The sequence below is a fragment of the Flavobacterium sp. 2 genome, from assembly GCF_049949195.1.
GTDB lineage: Bacteria > Bacteroidota > Bacteroidia > Flavobacteriales > Flavobacteriaceae > Flavobacterium.
In genome coordinates, this window is the sequence record NZ_CP188206.1 from 4,857,912 (window position 1) to 4,875,122 (window position 17,211).

General features: G+C 37.7%; 20 protein-coding genes. All 20 read left to right on the forward strand.

The window, feature by feature from the left end; genetic code table 11:
- Positions 1-260 precede the first annotated feature (260 nt).
- The 20 genes from ACNFIH_RS21110 (at position 261) to ACNFIH_RS21205 (ending at position 17,209) form a co-directional block, all read left to right on the forward strand.
- Positions 261-950 (forward strand): hypothetical protein, encoded by a 690-nt coding sequence (locus ACNFIH_RS21110; protein WP_426484657.1) that lies wholly within the window; start codon positions 261-263, stop codon positions 948-950.
- A gap of 292 nt (positions 951-1,242) precedes the next feature.
- Positions 1,243-2,130 carry a helix-turn-helix domain-containing protein gene (locus ACNFIH_RS21115; RefSeq protein ID WP_426484658.1) on the forward strand — a complete coding sequence of 296 codons (888 nt, stop codon included), beginning with the start codon at positions 1,243-1,245 and terminating at the stop codon, positions 2,128-2,130.
- Between the two features lie 33 nt (positions 2,131-2,163).
- Entirely contained in the window at positions 2,164-3,369 is a 1,206-nt protein-coding gene (locus ACNFIH_RS21120) for a hypothetical protein (RefSeq protein ID WP_426484659.1), read from the forward strand.
- 16 nt (positions 3,370-3,385) lie between these two features.
- Complete coding sequence (locus ACNFIH_RS21125; RefSeq protein ID WP_426484660.1) at positions 3,386-3,952, forward strand: hypothetical protein; 567 nt, start codon at positions 3,386-3,388, stop codon at positions 3,950-3,952.
- Positions 3,953-4,183: 231 nt separating this feature from the next.
- The gene (locus tag ACNFIH_RS21130; protein ID WP_426484661.1) at positions 4,184-4,681 is read left to right on the forward strand and encodes a hypothetical protein; all 498 of its coding nucleotides are present in this window, start codon (positions 4,184-4,186) and stop codon (positions 4,679-4,681) included.
- Between the two features lie 197 nt (positions 4,682-4,878).
- Positions 4,879-5,148, forward strand: coding sequence for a DUF4134 domain-containing protein (locus tag ACNFIH_RS21135; protein ID WP_426486739.1), 270 nt, complete (start codon positions 4,879-4,881; stop codon positions 5,146-5,148).
- 9 nt (positions 5,149-5,157) lie between these two features.
- A complete protein-coding gene (locus tag ACNFIH_RS21140) occupies positions 5,158-5,466 on the forward strand; it encodes a DUF4133 domain-containing protein (protein ID WP_426484662.1) in 309 nt (102 codons plus the stop codon).
- 34 nt (positions 5,467-5,500) lie between these two features.
- On the forward strand, positions 5,501-6,151 hold the full coding sequence (locus tag ACNFIH_RS21145; protein WP_426484663.1) for a DNA cytosine methyltransferase: 651 nt from the start codon (positions 5,501-5,503) through the stop codon (positions 6,149-6,151).
- Complete coding sequence (locus ACNFIH_RS21150) at positions 6,132-8,600, forward strand: TraG family conjugative transposon ATPase (protein WP_426484664.1); 2,469 nt, start codon at positions 6,132-6,134, stop codon at positions 8,598-8,600. The genes ACNFIH_RS21145 and ACNFIH_RS21150 overlap by 20 nt, the downstream gene beginning before the upstream one ends.
- An 11-nt stretch (positions 8,601-8,611) precedes the next feature.
- Positions 8,612-9,301, forward strand: a complete 690-nt coding sequence (locus ACNFIH_RS21155) for a conjugal transfer protein TraI (protein ID WP_426484665.1) — start codon at positions 8,612-8,614, stop codon at positions 9,299-9,301.
- Positions 9,302-9,313: 12 nt separating this feature from the next.
- Positions 9,314-9,934, forward strand: a complete 621-nt coding sequence (locus ACNFIH_RS21160; protein WP_426484666.1) for a hypothetical protein — start codon at positions 9,314-9,316, stop codon at positions 9,932-9,934.
- An 11-nt stretch (positions 9,935-9,945) separates the two neighbouring features.
- Positions 9,946-10,581, forward strand: a complete 636-nt coding sequence (locus tag ACNFIH_RS21165; protein WP_426484667.1) for a TerB family tellurite resistance protein — start codon at positions 9,946-9,948, stop codon at positions 10,579-10,581.
- Positions 10,582-10,592: 11 nt separating this feature from the next.
- Positions 10,593-11,792: a conjugative transposon protein TraJ gene (gene traJ / locus ACNFIH_RS21170; protein WP_426484668.1), complete on the forward strand. Its 1,200-nt coding sequence runs from the start codon at positions 10,593-10,595 to the stop codon at positions 11,790-11,792.
- A gap of 12 nt (positions 11,793-11,804) precedes the next feature.
- Complete coding sequence (traK, locus tag ACNFIH_RS21175) at positions 11,805-12,428, forward strand: conjugative transposon protein TraK (protein ID WP_426484669.1); 624 nt, start codon at positions 11,805-11,807, stop codon at positions 12,426-12,428.
- A gap of 230 nt (positions 12,429-12,658) precedes the next feature.
- Positions 12,659-12,868 (forward strand): hypothetical protein, encoded by a 210-nt coding sequence (locus ACNFIH_RS21180; protein ID WP_426484670.1) that lies wholly within the window; start codon positions 12,659-12,661, stop codon positions 12,866-12,868.
- Positions 12,869-12,879: 11 nt separating this feature from the next.
- A complete protein-coding gene (gene traM / locus ACNFIH_RS21185; protein ID WP_426484671.1) occupies positions 12,880-14,169 on the forward strand; it encodes a conjugative transposon protein TraM in 1,290 nt (429 codons plus the stop codon).
- A gap of 16 nt (positions 14,170-14,185) precedes the next feature.
- Entirely contained in the window at positions 14,186-15,016 is an 831-nt protein-coding gene (gene traN / locus ACNFIH_RS21190; protein WP_426484672.1) for a conjugative transposon protein TraN, read from the forward strand.
- Positions 15,017-15,043: 27 nt separating this feature from the next.
- Positions 15,044-15,844, forward strand: a complete 801-nt coding sequence (locus tag ACNFIH_RS21195) for a hypothetical protein (RefSeq protein WP_426484673.1) — start codon at positions 15,044-15,046, stop codon at positions 15,842-15,844.
- 26 nt (positions 15,845-15,870) lie between these two features.
- The gene (locus ACNFIH_RS21200; RefSeq protein ID WP_426484674.1) at positions 15,871-16,902 is read left to right on the forward strand and encodes a hypothetical protein; all 1,032 of its coding nucleotides are present in this window, start codon (positions 15,871-15,873) and stop codon (positions 16,900-16,902) included.
- A gap of 22 nt (positions 16,903-16,924) precedes the next feature.
- The gene (locus tag ACNFIH_RS21205; protein WP_426484675.1) at positions 16,925-17,209 is read left to right on the forward strand and encodes a hypothetical protein; all 285 of its coding nucleotides are present in this window, start codon (positions 16,925-16,927) and stop codon (positions 17,207-17,209) included.
- The last annotated feature ends 2 nt before the right edge of the window (positions 17,210-17,211 follow it).

Sequence of the window (17,211 nt, forward strand, 5' to 3'; positions counted from 1 at the left end):
TTGCTAAAGCCAATCGTAAAAATAAACTAAATAATTGAATGTTAAGGAATTGTTGTGTTAAAATGAAGTATGGATTTCCATGAAATCCATACCACAATTTCATGGAAATCCACACATAATGGTTTGTGGAAAGGTTTTTAACGAAATAGCTTTGTTTCGAATTCAAAGGCAAAATGTTCAGCAGGGTGCTGGATTAAAGTTCTGCCAATCCGGATGAAATGGACTGGGAAAATTCCCGCTCACCATCAAACTATTAAGAAATGAAAAGTTTTTTATTAATGACTATGACCACTTTTTTGGTACTATCATGTTCAGATGACCAAGATTATAATTCTGAAATTGTGAACAAAACCGTTCCACAGACAAATGAAAAAGCAATGAATGCTTTCAATGAGTTTAATCCTTTTGAACAGACAGGGATTAATTTTTTCAATGACCTGAATTTTTATATTTCTAGCAATGGATATCCAAGTTCTAATGAACAGTTAATTGATCAAACATTCTTTTTGCTTGCTAAAAGAGGAGATAGCAAAATATCAGGCAAAAGTATAATTACTGTTACACCGGAACTGATACTTTTAATTTTAGCAGATCCCGAAGGAAAACTAGTTGAAATTATAGATGACTCTGATTTGAGTATTGCAGTTAAAACTAATTTAAATGCATTTGTTGCAGATCTTATTAGCAGACAGCAAGATGAGTATGATGAGGTCTACGAACATATTGTATCCTATGAAGCAGCAGTTGTAGTTGATTCAATTTTGGAAGAAGATGAAAAAGATACAATTCTAAAAGTTTCTTCTATTTCAAGATACTCCTTATATGCAGAGGCTAGACAGCGTGATCCTGATTGGCAGACTTCTGTAACAAACAGACCACCAGCTTCTTTCTTGAAAAAGAGCCAGATGACTTTTGTTAATCTCGCAGCTCTTTTAAACGCAATCAAATAAAATATCTAAGATTTTTAAAATCCTATAAAATGAAACTGCGAAGCATTTTATTTACACTTTTGATTTTAATAAATCTGACTGGTCTCTATTTCATCATAGGTCTTTTTACCTATGATGGGATGGAAGCCGAAAATCAAAGTGCGCTAAGTATAAGAAGCAACCTTAGAATCTCTGCATATGCGCTTTACATAATTACTCTCTCCAATCTTTATTTCTTTTTTTTTCTAATAATTCGAAGAAAATTTAAAGATTGAATACTAGCGGGCATCTTAAAAACGATAAGATTAAAATAATGATAAAGAATTTAATCAATACAAAACTGGAAAACCGTCCTATTGACGGATTCGATATTCATCTTATTAAGAAGTATGAAGATATCTCTAGTGAAGAAGACGAATTTAGGTCTGAAAATTTAGCAATATTGCTAATTAGATCAGGTAGCTTTAAATTAAAACTTGAAGAAGTTATTCAAGATTTGTCTGCAAGAGATTTAATTATAATTCCTAAAGACTCTGATTGTAATATTCTTGAAATTCACGAGAAATTGCAACTTTACCTAGTAACATTCTCTTCAGAATTTGCAGTTAAAAACTGCCTTAAGAAAGAGCTCATTGATTCTTTTTATTTTTTTATCAGAAAAGAAACTATGAAAGCCTCTCTGGATGAAAACGAATACTCAGTTTTATCTCTTATTTATAGGCTTGTATATTATGTAAATCGGGGTGCTTATCGTGAAGGTTGGGAAAGTGAACTTCACCGTATAAGTTTACATTTATTCCTGTATGAGCTTAAGCTAATTTATACGAAGTATTTTGGGAATTCAATGATTAACTTTACTAGAAAGGAAAATATTGTTATGGAGTTTTTGACAATATTGTCAATTCACTATAAAAAACAGCACCATGTTCAATTTTATGCAGGGGCACTTTTTATCCATCCAATTTATCTAAACAGAGTGGTTAAAGAAATAACTGGTAAAAGCGTCAAACTTTTAATAATAGAGGCACTAATAAGCGAAGCCAAGATTCTTCTGGAGGATGTTCAGATCAGTTTGCTAGAGGTAGCAGAAGAAATGGGATTCGAAAATCTGTCTGTTTTTAGAATATTTTTTAAAAAGTATACTTCATTATCGCCTTCTGAATATCGATCAAATTCTTTTGAGAAATTCAAAGGTCGTTAGTGTTTGATGCAATTATAGAAAAAAAACTATGCTATGATGAATAATAATGTATATCCATTAGAATGGTTTGATTCTTTGATACTGCAGACTTTTGATCCATTGAGCACTAATATTGATAGTTTGACTGATAATGATATAGCAGCTATTACAGAAAATATTTCCAAAGAATCTATCAAAATACAGGTACATCTAAAAAATGAAGTTTTTTCATTAAAAAAGAAAAGACATATCCGCGTCACAGTCAGGCAATATCATTCTACACTAATTTTTCTGCTGGACAGCATTATTGAGAATAGGACGGCAAAGGTTCTTCAATATGAAAAAATAAGACAGCTTGCCGATCTTCTCATTTCAAGTTTAGATTATCTAATTTCTTTCATCGAAGACAGATTTTCATATTATCTCAGTCTAGACGAGAGGGTTCCAATAACCTATCTTATGGTTTGCAGAAAAGAACTTGCATTAAAACTGCAAAGAATCAACAAGAGAAATATAAGTGCTGAGACTGATAAGCTCACGATCAAGAGAGTCGTGAAACTGGTGCAGAATTCAATTGAAGCTGACAACGGCAAAAAGCTTACTTATCGGTGGATTCTCTATTTTAGAGAACTTTTAAAACTCCTTGAGGATTATAATGACGATTTAGAAACCCCTTCCATTTTCACTCCGCTTGATGAACTTCTAATTGACCATAATTTTAATTCGGTGCAATATATCTCGATTCTTACAGAGAGAATGACTGAACAGATTTACAGCATTGAAAAACAGTCTGCCAAATTGAACCTCCTCTTACTTTATTACAAAGATTTCAAACAGCTCCATTCAAACGTGAAAATTACTTTTGATGCCAGCCATCAGAACATTAAAGATGTTTTGGAGAACTGGTTTGCATCAGAAATTAGTTTTCTGCAGAATAGAGATGAAATGGAAGAACTAGGCAATGTTCTTTACAAAAGAAATATAAATCCGCTACAGCCTATACTTGAAAATAAAATCCAATGCACGCTTTCATCTGATCAGATGGGACTTATTTTAAGGGCTACTGATGAAACCAGAATATTGAAAGCGAAATCTATGAGCCAGGTTTTTAAAACCATTGTACCTTACCTCTCAACTCCATTCAAAAGAAATTTATCATATCAATCCGTAAGGAGCAAGTCATACAATCCTGAAGAAAAAGATAAAGAATTTGTAATTAAGACGTTGGAGAAAATTATCAAACATATAAAAGAGTATTAATTTAATTTACGAGATTATGAAATCAATATTAAGAATACTGCCTTTGTTCAGCATTTTGCTGATCTGCTGTCAGAACAATGAATTGGATGCGAAAAAGGCTGAAAGTTTAATTGTAAAAAAATATAAATATCCCGCAGAAATTGATTTTGAAGTTTTTTGTAATGATCCCATGCTTGCAGAAAGAATGCTGGAAACGGGATTAGAAGAGATGGGGCTTGTAAAGATTATGAAAATTAGAGATTTTAAATATCGTGATAAACCTTTAATAGAATTTACGGCCCTATCAAAACCTTTTCTCTCCGAAACAACATCAGAGGAAAGGGAATATAAAATCCAGAAAGTCAAAATCGGAGCAAGAAAGTTTGACAGAATCATTAAAGTAACCGCAGAAACAAACGACAAAAGAATAGCTGTTGTCGAATACAATATTAGGTATGACATGAATGAATTTTGGGTTTTATGGTCTAATCTACCTGCCGAAAAGAAAGAAAAAGCATATTTCATATTCTCGGATAACGGCTGGGAGATTATTGAGAAGAAAGATGCCGAACTTATGATGCTTCAGAAAATTATGGAAAGATAGATTTATAAAACAGTAAAAAAACAGCCTCCTTTTAAGGAGGTTTTTTTATGGATTAAAAATTAATGTCCTTCCCTTAACTCTTGATTTCATTGGAAGGTACAGAGGTACAGATGGGGTACAGAAAAAGTTGTACTTGTAGAAGTTTTATTTCCGAAGTTACTTTGGAATGTAAAATAAATCATAATTGTTTTTGCTGGTTTATTCATAGTGCGAGACGATGTTGAATGATAAATGAAAAATACTATGTTAAATTCTATTTCATGGAACAGTTACCTAGTGGCTGTTGTTACTCTATTACTTTTATGGTATCTGTATACCGGATTCCGCTATTATTCTTCTGAGATAAAGCAGATTCTCTCTGGCAGAAAGAAAATCGGCTTTCCAACTTTAGGAAAAAAAACAAGAAATGATTCATTCCATTCTTCTGATCATGAAAATGTTAATCCTGCAAATCTCAATGAAGCATTTGAAGAATCTTTTGCCACCCTTGATGAGGTTAAAGAACTGTCAGCACGTATAACGGAGGCCGTTTCAGAAAGTGCTGAAATAAAACGTTCAAAGCAGGAATTCAAAAATTATATCAGATTAATATTCTCTGATTATCCTTATGTAAAGATTTCCTCTTTACGCACCAATGTAAATAATCTGCTTGTTTACCAGTCCAAAAAGCACCCGGAACTTCTTCTAACTTCTCAAGAGGCAGATGAACTTTGGGAAGGAAATAATTAAATAACAGCAGAGGAATTTTCCCCGTCCGCTCTAGTGCGGTATGGTAAAATGTGACAAGGAGAATAGATGATGTGACGGCGCTGTTTCTCTGCTTTTTGAATTAGTATTAATCTTTAAAATGATGTGTGATGGTCAGTGATGGAATAAAGTTAAAGCGTTTTTTTAAAAGCAGCAAGCATTTAATATGCACAATTCTTATGATTGTAATTATCCGTGTAAATGGATATGCCCAAGACGGCGTTGCGGGAATAAATGAAGCCAACCAAAAGGTGAGAAGCTATTTTGATGCCGGTACGGAACTTATGTACGCCGTGGGAGCGATACTTGGGCTCATAGGAGCGGTGAAAGTATATCAGAAGTGGAATGCAGGGGATCCTGATACAGGTAAAGTTGCAGCCGCTTGGTTTGGAAGCTGCGTGTTTCTGGTCGTTGTAGCTACGGTGATCAAATCTTTCTTTGGAGTCTAAAATCTGAAAATGAGCAGTGTTTATCAGATTAACAAAGGAATCAATCAGTCAATTGAATTTAAGGGGCTTAAAGCCCAGTACATATGGTATCTGGGAGGAAGTGTTGTAGGACTGATGATTGCTTTTGCAGTGCTCTTCATACTAGGCATTCCATCATTGGTGTGTGTGGCTTTGATAGGTACAGCAGGAACAGTAATGGTGCTGAAGATTTATAAAATGAGCAGACTGTATGGCGAGCACGGTATGATGAAAGCTTTGGCATCAAGACAGGTTCCTAAAAGTGTAAAGGTTCGCAGCAGGGCCGTTTTTATTAAGTGATAGTCATAGGACGTTATAAAAATATAGATGGGTTATGAAAGTCTTAAACTTATACGCTGGGATTGGAGGAAACCGTAAAAATTGGAAAAATGTTTCAGTTACTGCGGTTGAGCTCGACCCAGTATTGGCCGAAGCTTACGCACAGAAGTTTCCACAGGATGTAATAGTAGTCAGTGATGCGCACCAGTATCTTTTAGATCATTATAAGGAATTTGACTTTATCTGGTCATCACCGCCATGCCAGTCACATTCTTCTTTCAGACAGAATATCTGCGTTAGATTTCGCGGCACTCCCGCGGTATTTCCCGACATGAGGCTGTATCAGGAAATTCTATTTCTGCAGCACAATGCGAAATGCTTATGGGCTGTAGAAAATGTTAAGCCTTATTACACTCCTCTAATCCAGCCTGATGCTGCTTTGCAGCGTCATCTTTTCTGGTCCAATTTTGAGATTCCAGAATCTGATGTACAGGCAGTCATTAAAATACGTCATGCGCAGATTCCTGAACTTGAAGAGTCCTTGGGGTTCTGCTTAAAGGGATCTAATATTCAAAACAAAAGGCAGGTGCTTCGCAATTGTGTGGATCCGCAGCTTGGTCTTCATATTCTTAATACAGCCAAAAGTATTTGGCAGGAAAAATTGAAAACTAGTAAAACCAGAAAAAATGGAAAAGGAGTTAGATGATGTTTTACCTATTATGGATGTGCAGCACGACTGCATTCTATCAAAGCAGGGAGATATAACTGTGGTATTTAAGGCGGATCTGCCGGAAATTTTCACACTGTCGGATCAGGAATACGAAGCGTTTCACCAGTCATGGATTAAGGCTGTAAAAATACTGCCAAAGTTCACAGTTTTTCACAAACAGGACTGGTTTCTAGAGAAAAGTTATAAAGCGGATTTTGAAAATGATGACAGCAGTTTTTTGACCAGAAGCAGTGAAAGATTTTTCAATGAAAGGCCATTTCTGGATCATTCCTGTTATATAATGATTACCAAGAAACCGGCAGGGCGGAAAAATTCCAGTTCGTTATTTTCCAATCTTATAAGAAATAACCTTGTACCAGACGAAACACTAAAAATGCAGTTTCTTCAGGATTTCATTGACAGCACCGGCCAGTTCCAAAGGATTATGGAAGACAGCGGATTCATAAGACTGACAAGACTCCGAAATGATGAACTGAAAAGCCAGAGCAGAAAGACAGGGTTTATAGAAAAGTACTGCTTTTTATCTGAAAATGAAAATTCGTATGTCTATAATGATCTCAAGTTTTCAGATGGTATGCAGATAGGGGATAAGCACAGCCAGCTTTTTACGCTTGGCGATGCCGCCGATCTCCCAGCGCTCTGCGGGTCGAGGATCAATTTTGACAGGTATTCAACAGATAGGACGAAGTTTAGCGTAGGTTTTGCTTCAACGTTAGGCCAGCTGCTTTCCTGCAATCATATATACAACCAGTATATTTTTATTGAAGATGCGCAAAAGACAATCCAGAAGCTGGAGAGCAAAAGATTAAGGCTGCAGTCATTGTCTGCCTACAGCAGAGAGAATATGATTGCAAGAGATGCAACTAACGATTTTTTAAACGAAGCTATCGCGCAGCAGAGACTGCCTGTCAGAGCGCATTTCAATGTGCTTGCCTGGACATCTGAAAAAGAAGAACTCAAAGACATAAAAAACAAAGTGTCATCCGCTCTGGCTCAGATGGATGCGGCAGCCAAGCAGGAAACAGTGGGAGCGCCTCAGATCTATTGGGCAGGTATTCCCGGCAATGCGGCTGACTTTCCAATGAATGATGCTTTTGACACATTTACCGAGCAGGCAGTCTGTTTTCTGAATATGGAGACGGGCTACAGCTCTTCCTTAAGTCCATGCGGGATCCGTCTGGGAGACCGCCTGACCGGAAAACCTGTTCATGTGGATATCAGCGATGAGCCTGTGAAGATGGGAATCTGCACCAACAGAAACAAGTTTATCCTTGGCCCTTCGGGAAGCGGTAAATCCTTCTTTACAAATCACATGGTCAGAAGTTATTACGAGCAGGGGACGCATATAGTCCTGGTTGATGTCGGGCACAGCTATAAGGGCTTATGTGATATGGTAAACGGCTATTATTTTACGTATGATGAGAAGAACCCAATCCGTCTTAATCCTTTTTACATTGGGGATGGAGACAGTCTGGACACGGAGAAAAAAGAAAGCATCAAAACCCTTCTTCTCGCATTGTGGAAGAAAGACGATGAAACCTTCAACAGAAGCGAGTATGTGGCTCTTTCCAATGCATTGCAGCTGTACTATGAAAACCTTGAAAAAAATAAATCTATTTTTCCGTGTTTCAACACTTTCTATGAGTTCTTAAAAGAAGAGTTTGTCGCAATTCTTCAAGGTGACAAGGTAAAAGAGAAGGATTTTGATGTTAATAATTTTCTGTATGTTCTTCGCCCGTATTACAGCGGGGGAGAATTTGATTATCTGCTGAATGCTACTGAAAATCTCAATCTGTTGAAAGAACGTTTTATAGTTTTTGAACTTGACAACATAAAAGACCATCCGATACTATTTCCGGTTGTGACTATCATCATCATGGAGGTATTTATCAGCAAGATGAGAAAGCTGAAAGGCATCCGGAAAATGATCCTCATTGAGGAAGCCTGGAAAGCTATTGCAAGGGAAGGGATGGCGGAGTACCTGAAGTACTTATTCAAGACTGTTCGTAAGTTCTTTGGCGAGGCTATAGTAGTGACGCAGGAAGTTGAAGACATTATCTCTTCACCTGTTGTGAAGCAGGCTATCATTAATAACAGCGACTGCAAGATTCTTCTGGACCAGAGCAAGTACCAGAATAAATTTGACCAGATTCAGGAGCTGCTTGGACTGACTGATAAGGAGAAGGCCTTGGTGCTTTCGGTGAACAAAGCCAATGATCCTTCCAAGAAATACAAAGAGGTTTTTATATCTCTTGGAGGGATGCTTTCAAAGGTATACAGAACCGAAGTGTCACTGGAGGAATATCTCGCTTATACTACAGAGGAAAGCGAGAAAGTAAAAATGAATGCCTATGCTGCAAAGTTTGGCGGGGACATTAAAAAAGGAATTGCCGCTATGGCTCAGGAATTAAGAAACGGAACTTAAATTATTGAGAAATGAATACGAAAATTAAAGCTGCCGCATTTTTAATGTGCTTCTTTTTAATCAGCATGCCTGCAAAACCTGCAGAAAAGACAGCGGCTCTGCCGATATTGGAGATTGTAAAAGCGGTTACAAAGAAAGTGATAAAGGCCATTGACCTTGGGATCCAAAGGCTTCAGAACAAAACTATCTGGCTGCAGAATGCCCAGAAGCAGATTGAAAATACGCTTTCAAAACTGAAACTCAATGAGATTTCTGATTGGACAAAAAAACAGCGCGATCTCTACAAGGATTATTATGAAGAGCTGCAGAAAGTAAAATCTATTATAACCTATTATCAGAGGATAAAAGAGATTTCGGCAAAACAGACCCGCCTGATTGATGAATATGAAAAAGCGTGGAATCTCTTTAAAAGAGACGGACATTTCAAGGTTTCAGAACTGGAATATATGGAGAAAGTGTATGACGGCATCCTTGGAGAAAGCATGAAGAATATCGACCAGATATTTTTGATCATAGAGTCTTTTACCACGCAGATGAGCGATCTAAAAAGGCTCGAAATTATAAATGCGGCGGCAGATCAGATAGATTCAAACTATAATGACCTGAGGCTTTTCAACCAGCAGAATGTATTGCTCAGCCTTCAGAGAGCAAAAACGGATACTGATGTAAATAAGGTGAAACAATTTTACGGAATACCGTAATCAACTCTAAAAATGATGAAAAAGAAAATAATGATTCTTATGGCAGTGTGTTTATCTGTATGCCAGCTTCAGGCCCAGCAGGCAAAGCAGAAAAGAATGTTGCTGCTTCAGATAGCAGCCCTGCGTACCTATGTGGATTATGCAGCAAAAGGCTATAAGGCAGTTAAAAACGGACTTAATTTCATATCCGATGCAAAGAAAGGGGAACTGAGCCTGCACAGCGACTATTTCACATCGCTGGCATCAGTCAATCCAAAAGTAAAAAACTACGGCAGGGTTGCCGAAATAATCAATCTTCAGATTAAAATTGCCAGGAGTTATAAAAGAACAATGGGAACTCTCCATCAAGATGCTCTGTTTCACGGAAGCGAACTTGATTATATCGAAAGAACCTTCAAAAGGCTATTAGATAGCTGTGGCGACAGCCTTGACGTACTGCTTTTAATTACGGCTAGCACTTCACTTGAGATGAAAGATGATCAGCGTATAAAGCGCATTGATAAACTGTATGAAACTGCGCAGGAAGATTATGCTTTCTGTGAGAAATTCAGCGGTGAACTTAAAATGATGGCATTATCAAAAGCAAAAGAAAAAAATGAGGTCAAACAGGCAGGCGCTCTGTTTGGTTTATAAACTAACCTATTATGAAAAAGATATTAATATTTTTTACAGCAGTACTTCTTTTCTGCATGCCTTTTCCAGTAAAAGCGCAGTCAGCTGAAATTCAGCAGCTCATTCTGAATATCGAAAAACTATCGCAGTTTAAAAAGATACTAAGCGACATGAAGAAAGGATACGATATTCTCAGCGGTGGTTACAAGGCCGTTAAAGATATGTCGGAGGGGAATTTTTCACTGCACAAAACTTTTCTGGATGCCTTGATGCAGGTGAGTCCCGTAGTTAAGAATTACAAAAGAGTGGGGGATATTATTGATTATCAGTTTACGCTTATGAAGGAAAGCAGAAAAGGGATAGACATTATTATTAAAAATGAAAGGTTCAGCACGCAGGAAATCCAGTATTTTGAAAAAGTCTATTCAAATTTGAGCAGAGAAAGTCTGCGCAATATTGACGAACTGACTTCAATTGTGACAGCGGACAAGCTCAGAATGAGTGATGACGAAAGATTGGAAGCAATAGATAAAATATATGAAGATATGCAGCAGAAGGTGCTGTTTCTTCGAGACTTTAACGGTTCAGCTACTGTGCTTGCCCTGCAGCGGTTTAAGGATTCCAATGATGTGGCTGTAGTTAGGAATAGTTATCAGTTTAAGAATTAACCCCAATCGTTATGACAAATATATTTAAATCTGTGTTGCTGACTTATTTATTTATTCTTCCTGTGCAAGTTTCTGCGCAGGGACTTGGGGATGATATCGGCAGTCTGCACAGTGTTCTGGAACAGCTTTATGACGAGATGATGCCGCTCTGCAGTAATCTGATTGGAGTCGGGCAGGGGCTGGCGGGTTTTGCCGCAGTATTCTATATTGCTTCAAGGGTGTGGCGGCATATTGCCAATGCGGAACCGATTGATTTTTATCCGCTCTTCAGACCCTTTGTGATCGGTTTCTGCATAATGATTTTTCCGTCAGTTCTGGCTCTTATAAACGGAGTTATGAAACCAACCGTTACTGCTACTGCTTCAATGGTCGCTGGATCAAACAAAGCAATCGAAGTGTTGCTCAGAGAAAAAGAAAAAGCAGTAAAAGAAAGTGCGCCGTGGAAAATGTATGTCGGAGTGTTGGGCACAGGTGACCGTGATCGGTGGTATAAATATACCCATGGCGATGCAGATCCTTCTGATGAAGGACTTATGGAAGGCATTGGAAATGATGTGAAATTTGCAATGGAGAAAGCTTCGTACAGTTTCAGGAATTCCGTAAAGGAATGGGTGAGCGAAATTCTGCGAATTCTCTTCGAAGCCTCTTCATTGTGCATTGATACGCTCAGGACGTTCCAGCTGGTGGTGCTGTCCATTTTAGGACCTTTGGTATTTGGTATTGCGGTCTTTGACGGATTCCAGCATACTCTAACGATCTGGCTTGCCAGGTATATAAACATTTATCTCTGGCTGCCGGTTGCCAATATTTTCGGAAGCATTATTGGGAAGATTCAGGAACAGATGCTCAAACTCGATATCTCTCAGATCAATACTTCAGGCGACACTTTTTTCAGCAGGACCGATATCGGATACTTGATTTTCATGATTATTGGAATTGTCGGGTATTTTACCGTCCCTTCCGTCGCCAACTATATCGTGCATGCATCTGGTGGAAGTGCACTCGGGCAGAAAGTGACAAGCCTGTTTGGAGGATCTACTTCTTCTGTGATAGGAGGTGCTGCCACAGGAACGGGAATGGTAATGGATTCGATGGGCAATGCAGCCGGCAGAATGAGCCAGAGCATGAGTTCCTCAGCAGCTGCGTCACCTTATTTTGAAGAGAAAGGGAATTATATGAGCGATAAGCTCAAAGGAAATTCTAAAACTTAAAAGCACTTAATCATGTTTACAAAGATGAAAAATATAGATACTGCTTTTCGCCACGTAAGGGGATTTACCATATTTGTTATTCTAGGCTGTACAGCCATAACCTGTTATGCTCTGTATAAAAGTTTCACTTCTGTGGCATTGATGCAGGATAAGGTATATATCCTCGCCAATGGAAAAGCGCTTGAAGCATACGCTTCTGACCGCAAGGACAATGTGCCCGTCGAAGCGCGGGATCATATAAAGACATTTCATCAGTTTTTCTTCAGCTTGGACCCGGACGATAAAGTAATCAAGGCTAACGTAACGAAGGCACTTTATCTGGCAGACAATTCTGTTAAGCGTATTTATGATGACTTGAGAGAAAACGGTTATTACTCCGGCATTATATCAGGAAATATCAGCCAGACTGTTGCCATAGACAGCATCCGAATTGATATTAATGAATATCCCTATCGCTTCAAGTGTTTTGCCCGGCAGAATATAATAAGGACAACAAGCATACTGAACAGGAATCTCATTACAGAAGGAACGTTGCGAAATGTTTCAAGGAGCGATAATAATCCGCATGGATTTTTAATTGAGCGCTTCAATACGCTGGAGAATAAAGATCTTGGAACAGTTAAAAGAAAGCCATGAGAGGTTTGTTTCAAAAACAAAAACGGAATTCCGAGCCGTCAAGGTTGTATCTGATTATCAGATTCTGGTGCGTAACAAAAATGAATAGGCTTACAAGAGGCCTTTCAAAATCACAGCTTCGGGTTTCTTTGGTCATTTTTACGACACTGGGAACAGTAATATGCAGTTATACAGCATTGAGAGGTTTCCTATCAGTCAGCAGGGAATCAATTCATATTGATGCACTAAAAATGCTTAAGTCTCCTTATAATGAAAGTATAGAAATGAAATTTCTAGAAGTGCCAGTTAAGAAATATGCCAAACAATCCAATCTCAGCATGTACATCGACAGTGTTATAAAATCTATGGAGGTAATCGATTTGCCTGGAAATTATGATTTCACTGGCCGAGACATTAAAAATAGTCCAAAAACTATAGACACTAAATCAACGAACTATTAAAAAATACAATTATGGAAAATAAAACACTTTCAGCAAAAGAGCAAAAGAACCGCAGAATGATGCTTGTTCTTCCGCTGCTTGTCCTTCCGTTTATAACCATGCTGTTCTGGGTGCTCGGAGGTGGAAAAGGAACAGAAAATCAAATTTCAGCCAATGAAAAAACAGGATTTAATATGCTGCTTCCAAACCCAAAACTAAAGGAAGACTCCAGTTTGGATAAAATGAGCTATTATGATCAGGCAGCAGTTGATTCGATAAAACTGCAGGAACTGAAAAAGAAAGATCCTAATTACTCACTTTCTTCACAGCATGAAGATAGTCTTGAAACACAGCAGTTTTTTGATACTGAAACGTCTTCATGGAATGGAAAAAGACACAGACTGAACACGGTCTCTTTACAACCGGAAAATGAGAAGAAGATGTATCAGAAACTTGAAGCGCTTCAGAAAGCAATTGGAGAGCCTTCAAAACAAAATGAATATGTACAAGATATGAGGGAATTTCAGTACCAGAAACCTCCTTATGGAGAATCGGCCGAAATGAAAAATCTTGAAGAGCTCATGGCAGCAATGAGCGCACCGTCTGAGCCCGATCCTGAACTAGCGCAGCTTGGCGGCATGCTTGAAAATATTCTGGATATCCAGCACCCTGAGCGTGTTCAGGAAAAACTGCGCCTGAACTCCAAGGTTCAAAAAGGAAAAGTTTTTTCAGTGAGTAGAAAAGCTGATGAGGAAAACCAAAGCTTTCTGGAAAACAGCACAAAAATAAAGGAAGAGACGGTGGTAAATTCATTTTATTCGTTTAAAAGTGAAATTGCGCAGGAAGAAGTTCAGAATGCAGTTGAAGCAGCGGTTCATGAAACGCAGACCATTGTCAACGGTTCCATTGTAAAAATCAGGCTGATAAACGATGTTTTTATTAATGGTGTATTGATTCCACGAAATAGTTTCGTTTTTGGGTCGGCCTCACTTAAAGGAGAAAGGCTGGAAATAAAGATTAGCACCATAAGACACCAAAATTCTATTTTTCCGGTTGAACTCTCGGTCTTCGATATTGACGGAATAAAAGGCATTTATATCCCTGGAACAATTAATAGGGATGTTGCTAAGGCTTCCGCAGACAGGTCTATGCAGAGCATAGGACTTGCAGGAGTTAGTGATTCATGGGGAGCTCAGGCGGCAGGAATGGGCGTGGAAGCAGCCAAGTCGCTTTTAAGCAGGAAAGTTAAGATGATAAAAGTTTCAGTGAAGGCAGGCTATAAAGTGCTGCTGTACGATGAAAAGGAAAAGAATGAAAAATAACTTTAAAATAGATGAAATGAAAAAGTTAAAAATATTAATTGCTGTATTTGTTTTTCTGACTGGATTTTTAGTATCAGCGCAGTATGATGCTAAAGCCGAATTCAATAACATACAGCTGAGCTATTCAAAAACCACAAGTGTCTTATTTCCTTATGCTATAAAAAGTCTGGATACAGGAAGCCGTGATGTACTGGTGCAGAAAGCTAAGGGAGTAGAAAATATACTGCTGCTTAAAGCTGGAAAGCAGAATTTTGCGCAGACTAACCTGACTGTCGTAACATCGGACGGTAAGCTTTACAGTTTCATTATAAATTTTGATGATCTGTGTCCGACCTTAAATGTAGATGCCGGATTACGAATTAGTGAGAATAAATCACTCCTGTTTTCCTTTGAGAACGAAAACCAGAAAGAAATAAAAGAATATGCGCTGCTTGCATTATCTAAGAAGAATAAAAGTAGCGGGCTGGATGTAAAGAGGGCAGAAATCGAGTTTAAGGTTGACGGCATTTTTATTCATCAGGACGTGATGTATTTCAGAGTGTTTTTAGGAAACGATTCCAGAATCAATTACGATGTTGACCAGCTTCGTTTTTTTATCCGTGACCAGAAAAAATCCAAAAGAACTGCATCGCAGGAAATAGAAATGACCCCGCTTTTGTGCACCGGGGACTTTAGCAGAATTTCGGACAAATCTGAAACTACGGTAGTTTTCGCCTTATCTAAATTTACGATACCGGATAAAAAGAAATTCACAATACAGGTTTTTGAGAAAAATGGAGGCAGGCATCTGGAACTAAACATAAAAAACAGGCGTCTGGTTAATCTTGAAATTCTGGGTAACCTGTAGTCAATACTAATTTTAAATTTGAATATCATGAACGAGAAAAATGTGCAGTATCTGAAAGACCAGTTAAAATATACCGGCTTCGGAGAAACTTTTGATGCTGAATTGAGAGAGAATATTCTAAAAGGCGATAAGGATTTTAAAATAGTTCATACCGGCATTATGAATAATGGTGTGCCTAACAAAGATACCGTTGCCGTTGAGCTGAATTTTAAAAAGTCCGACCAGAGCGAAATGTATTTTTTTAACTCCTATCAGGTTAATCTCCAGAAAGAAGAAAATAAGCAGGGACTAGAGCAGACGTTTTATATTAACAATGACAGTACCAGCATAACGCTTAAAGAGGCGTATAATTTGATGGAAGGCAGATCTATTAATAAGGATTTGAAAAATAAGGAAGGCGAGACCTATAATTGCTGGATTTCTATGAGTTTCAAGGAAAGTGATGACCGCGGGAACTTCAAATTGCAGCATTACCATCAGAACTATGGCTATGATTTGGAAGCCGCATTGGAAAAGCATTCAATCAAAGAACTGCTGACACCTCAGTACAAGGAAGACCTGATGAATTCGCTTAAGAAAGGCAATCTGCAGTCTGTAACTTTTGTTGTCGGCGGAGAGGAGAAAAAACAATTCGTTGAAGCCAATCCCCAGTTTAAAACCATTAAGGTTTACGATTCCTCTTTACAGCGAATAAATGACCGAGAAAGCAAGACGGAGAAACAATCCGAGGCGAAAGAAAAGAGTCATGAACAGAGTAATGATGATGAAAATTCTCAGAAAGAAAAAAAAAGTAATTCCCATTCAAAAAAAGCGGGTAGATCAATTTAAATTTCAATATTAATTAGAGAGCAGCTATGTCTTCTGAAAACAATAGAGTAGAAAACGAGATCAAAGTTTGGATGTCCAAAGAAGAAAAGTTAAAATTTCTTTTTCAGAACAGCCCGAAGGTTGAACGCTCTTTTGGAATAGAAAAACTAAAGTTTTTTAAGATGCTGCTTTTTAAATATAAAAAGACTAAAGCCGTAGACGAAAAAATAACTTTAAGATTTCTTAGGCATGAATATAATAATTTGAGACGTCAGGTCTATCCAAATATTATTAACCGCCTTTTTAATGAGGCTCTTAGTGCTGTTGTTTTTCAAAGGATAGAAAAACGGGATTACCTTAGAGATCTTGAATTAAACAAAAAGGATTTAGAAGAAAAGCTTTTAAAAAGTGGTTTTCATGAGGTTTATGGTAAAGTTTTGGAGAATATGCAGGAACAGCAGCTAAATTTTACTGTTCCTGTTTCTTATCACATCTCAGAAAACGAAAGACTGGAACATTCACTTCAATTTATAAAAGATGCACAGGGAGCATACCAGTTTGATGGATTCAGGTCAATACTTCATAATGATTCTTCGCCATCAAGCCGAAGTACGCACTATTTCAAGAATGAAAAAACTGAAAGTTTTAATGCTGCAGAGGCATATGAAATGCTGGCAGGAAGAGCAGTGCTTAAAAGCGGAACTTGGAAACAGTTTAACTTCTTTGATCGGGATCTTTCTGATAATTATCGGATGCATGAATTTCCAGAGGCTTATGGCTACAATGTCAGCAATGCTTTAAGAGCTGTTCCTCTTAAAAGTGATGACTATGAGACATTCGAATCCCTGGCTGATTCTTTGAAAAAGGGCAGAAGGGAAGAAGCAGTACTGCTTTTTGAGGGAAGGGAAATGAAGGTTTTTTTGGAAGCAAATCCGCGCTTTAAGACCTTGACTTTCTACAATGACAGGATGCAGAAGCTTAGTTTTACGGAAATTAAAAACGGCTGTAAAATAAGCCCTGTGGAAAAAACGCAGCAGAATATTGAGACTCAAAACGCAAAAAGACAGCTTCATATGTGATGTTTACTAATCTTGTATAATTATGGAAAATCTTAAACTTTTATCAGGATTTTTTCAGGCAATTGAAAATGACTTTAGGGTCGGTACAACCCATATAGCAATTTTTGCAGCACTGCTTCAGTTTCGTGCAAGTAGAGATTTTGTAAATCCTATTCAGGCTTACAGCATAGAAATCCAAAGTATTGCGAAGGTCATGTCTCATAAAACATATCAAAAATGTATGCGTGAATTGGATGATTACGGTTATCTGATTTATGTGCCTACAAAGAATAAGAACAGAAGGAGCAGTATTTATTTTCACTTGTAATA

Bases quoted from the DNA above. Each gene is read 5' to 3' on its own strand.
- ACNFIH_RS21205 (WP_426484675.1), top strand. From the start codon at position 16,925: ATGGAAAATCTTAAACTTTTATCAGGATTTTTTCAGGCAATTGAAAAT.
- ACNFIH_RS21125 (WP_426484660.1), top strand. From the start codon at position 3,386: ATGAAATCAATATTAAGAATACTGCCTTTGTTCAGCATTTTGCTGATC.
- ACNFIH_RS21130 (WP_426484661.1), top strand. From the start codon at position 4,184: ATGAAAAATACTATGTTAAATTCTATTTCATGGAACAGTTACCTAGTG.
- ACNFIH_RS21120 (WP_426484659.1), top strand. From the start codon at position 2,164: ATGATGAATAATAATGTATATCCATTAGAATGGTTTGATTCTTTGATA.
- traJ (WP_426484668.1), top strand. From the start codon at position 10,593: ATGACAAATATATTTAAATCTGTGTTGCTGACTTATTTATTTATTCTT.
- ACNFIH_RS21140 (WP_426484662.1), top strand. From the start codon at position 5,158: ATGAGCAGTGTTTATCAGATTAACAAAGGAATCAATCAGTCAATTGAA.
- ACNFIH_RS21135 (WP_426486739.1), top strand. From the start codon at position 4,879: ATGATTGTAATTATCCGTGTAAATGGATATGCCCAAGACGGCGTTGCG.
- ACNFIH_RS21115 (WP_426484658.1), top strand. From the start codon at position 1,243: ATGATAAAGAATTTAATCAATACAAAACTGGAAAACCGTCCTATTGAC.
- ACNFIH_RS21165 (WP_426484667.1), top strand. From the start codon at position 9,946: ATGAAAAAGATATTAATATTTTTTACAGCAGTACTTCTTTTCTGCATG.
- ACNFIH_RS21180 (WP_426484670.1), top strand. From the start codon at position 12,659: ATGCTTAAGTCTCCTTATAATGAAAGTATAGAAATGAAATTTCTAGAA.
- ACNFIH_RS21155 (WP_426484665.1), top strand. From the start codon at position 8,612: ATGAATACGAAAATTAAAGCTGCCGCATTTTTAATGTGCTTCTTTTTA.
- ACNFIH_RS21160 (WP_426484666.1), top strand. From the start codon at position 9,314: ATGATGAAAAAGAAAATAATGATTCTTATGGCAGTGTGTTTATCTGTA.
- traM (WP_426484671.1), top strand. From the start codon at position 12,880: ATGGAAAATAAAACACTTTCAGCAAAAGAGCAAAAGAACCGCAGAATG.
- ACNFIH_RS21200 (WP_426484674.1), top strand. From the start codon at position 15,871: ATGTCTTCTGAAAACAATAGAGTAGAAAACGAGATCAAAGTTTGGATG.
- traK (WP_426484669.1), top strand. From the start codon at position 11,805: ATGTTTACAAAGATGAAAAATATAGATACTGCTTTTCGCCACGTAAGG.
- traN (WP_426484672.1), top strand. From the start codon at position 14,186: ATGAAAAAGTTAAAAATATTAATTGCTGTATTTGTTTTTCTGACTGGA.
- ACNFIH_RS21150 (WP_426484664.1), top strand. From the start codon at position 6,132: ATGGAAAAGGAGTTAGATGATGTTTTACCTATTATGGATGTGCAGCAC.
- ACNFIH_RS21145 (WP_426484663.1), top strand. From the start codon at position 5,501: ATGAAAGTCTTAAACTTATACGCTGGGATTGGAGGAAACCGTAAAAAT.
- ACNFIH_RS21195 (WP_426484673.1), top strand. From the start codon at position 15,044: ATGAACGAGAAAAATGTGCAGTATCTGAAAGACCAGTTAAAATATACC.
- ACNFIH_RS21110 (WP_426484657.1), top strand. From the start codon at position 261: ATGAAAAGTTTTTTATTAATGACTATGACCACTTTTTTGGTACTATCA.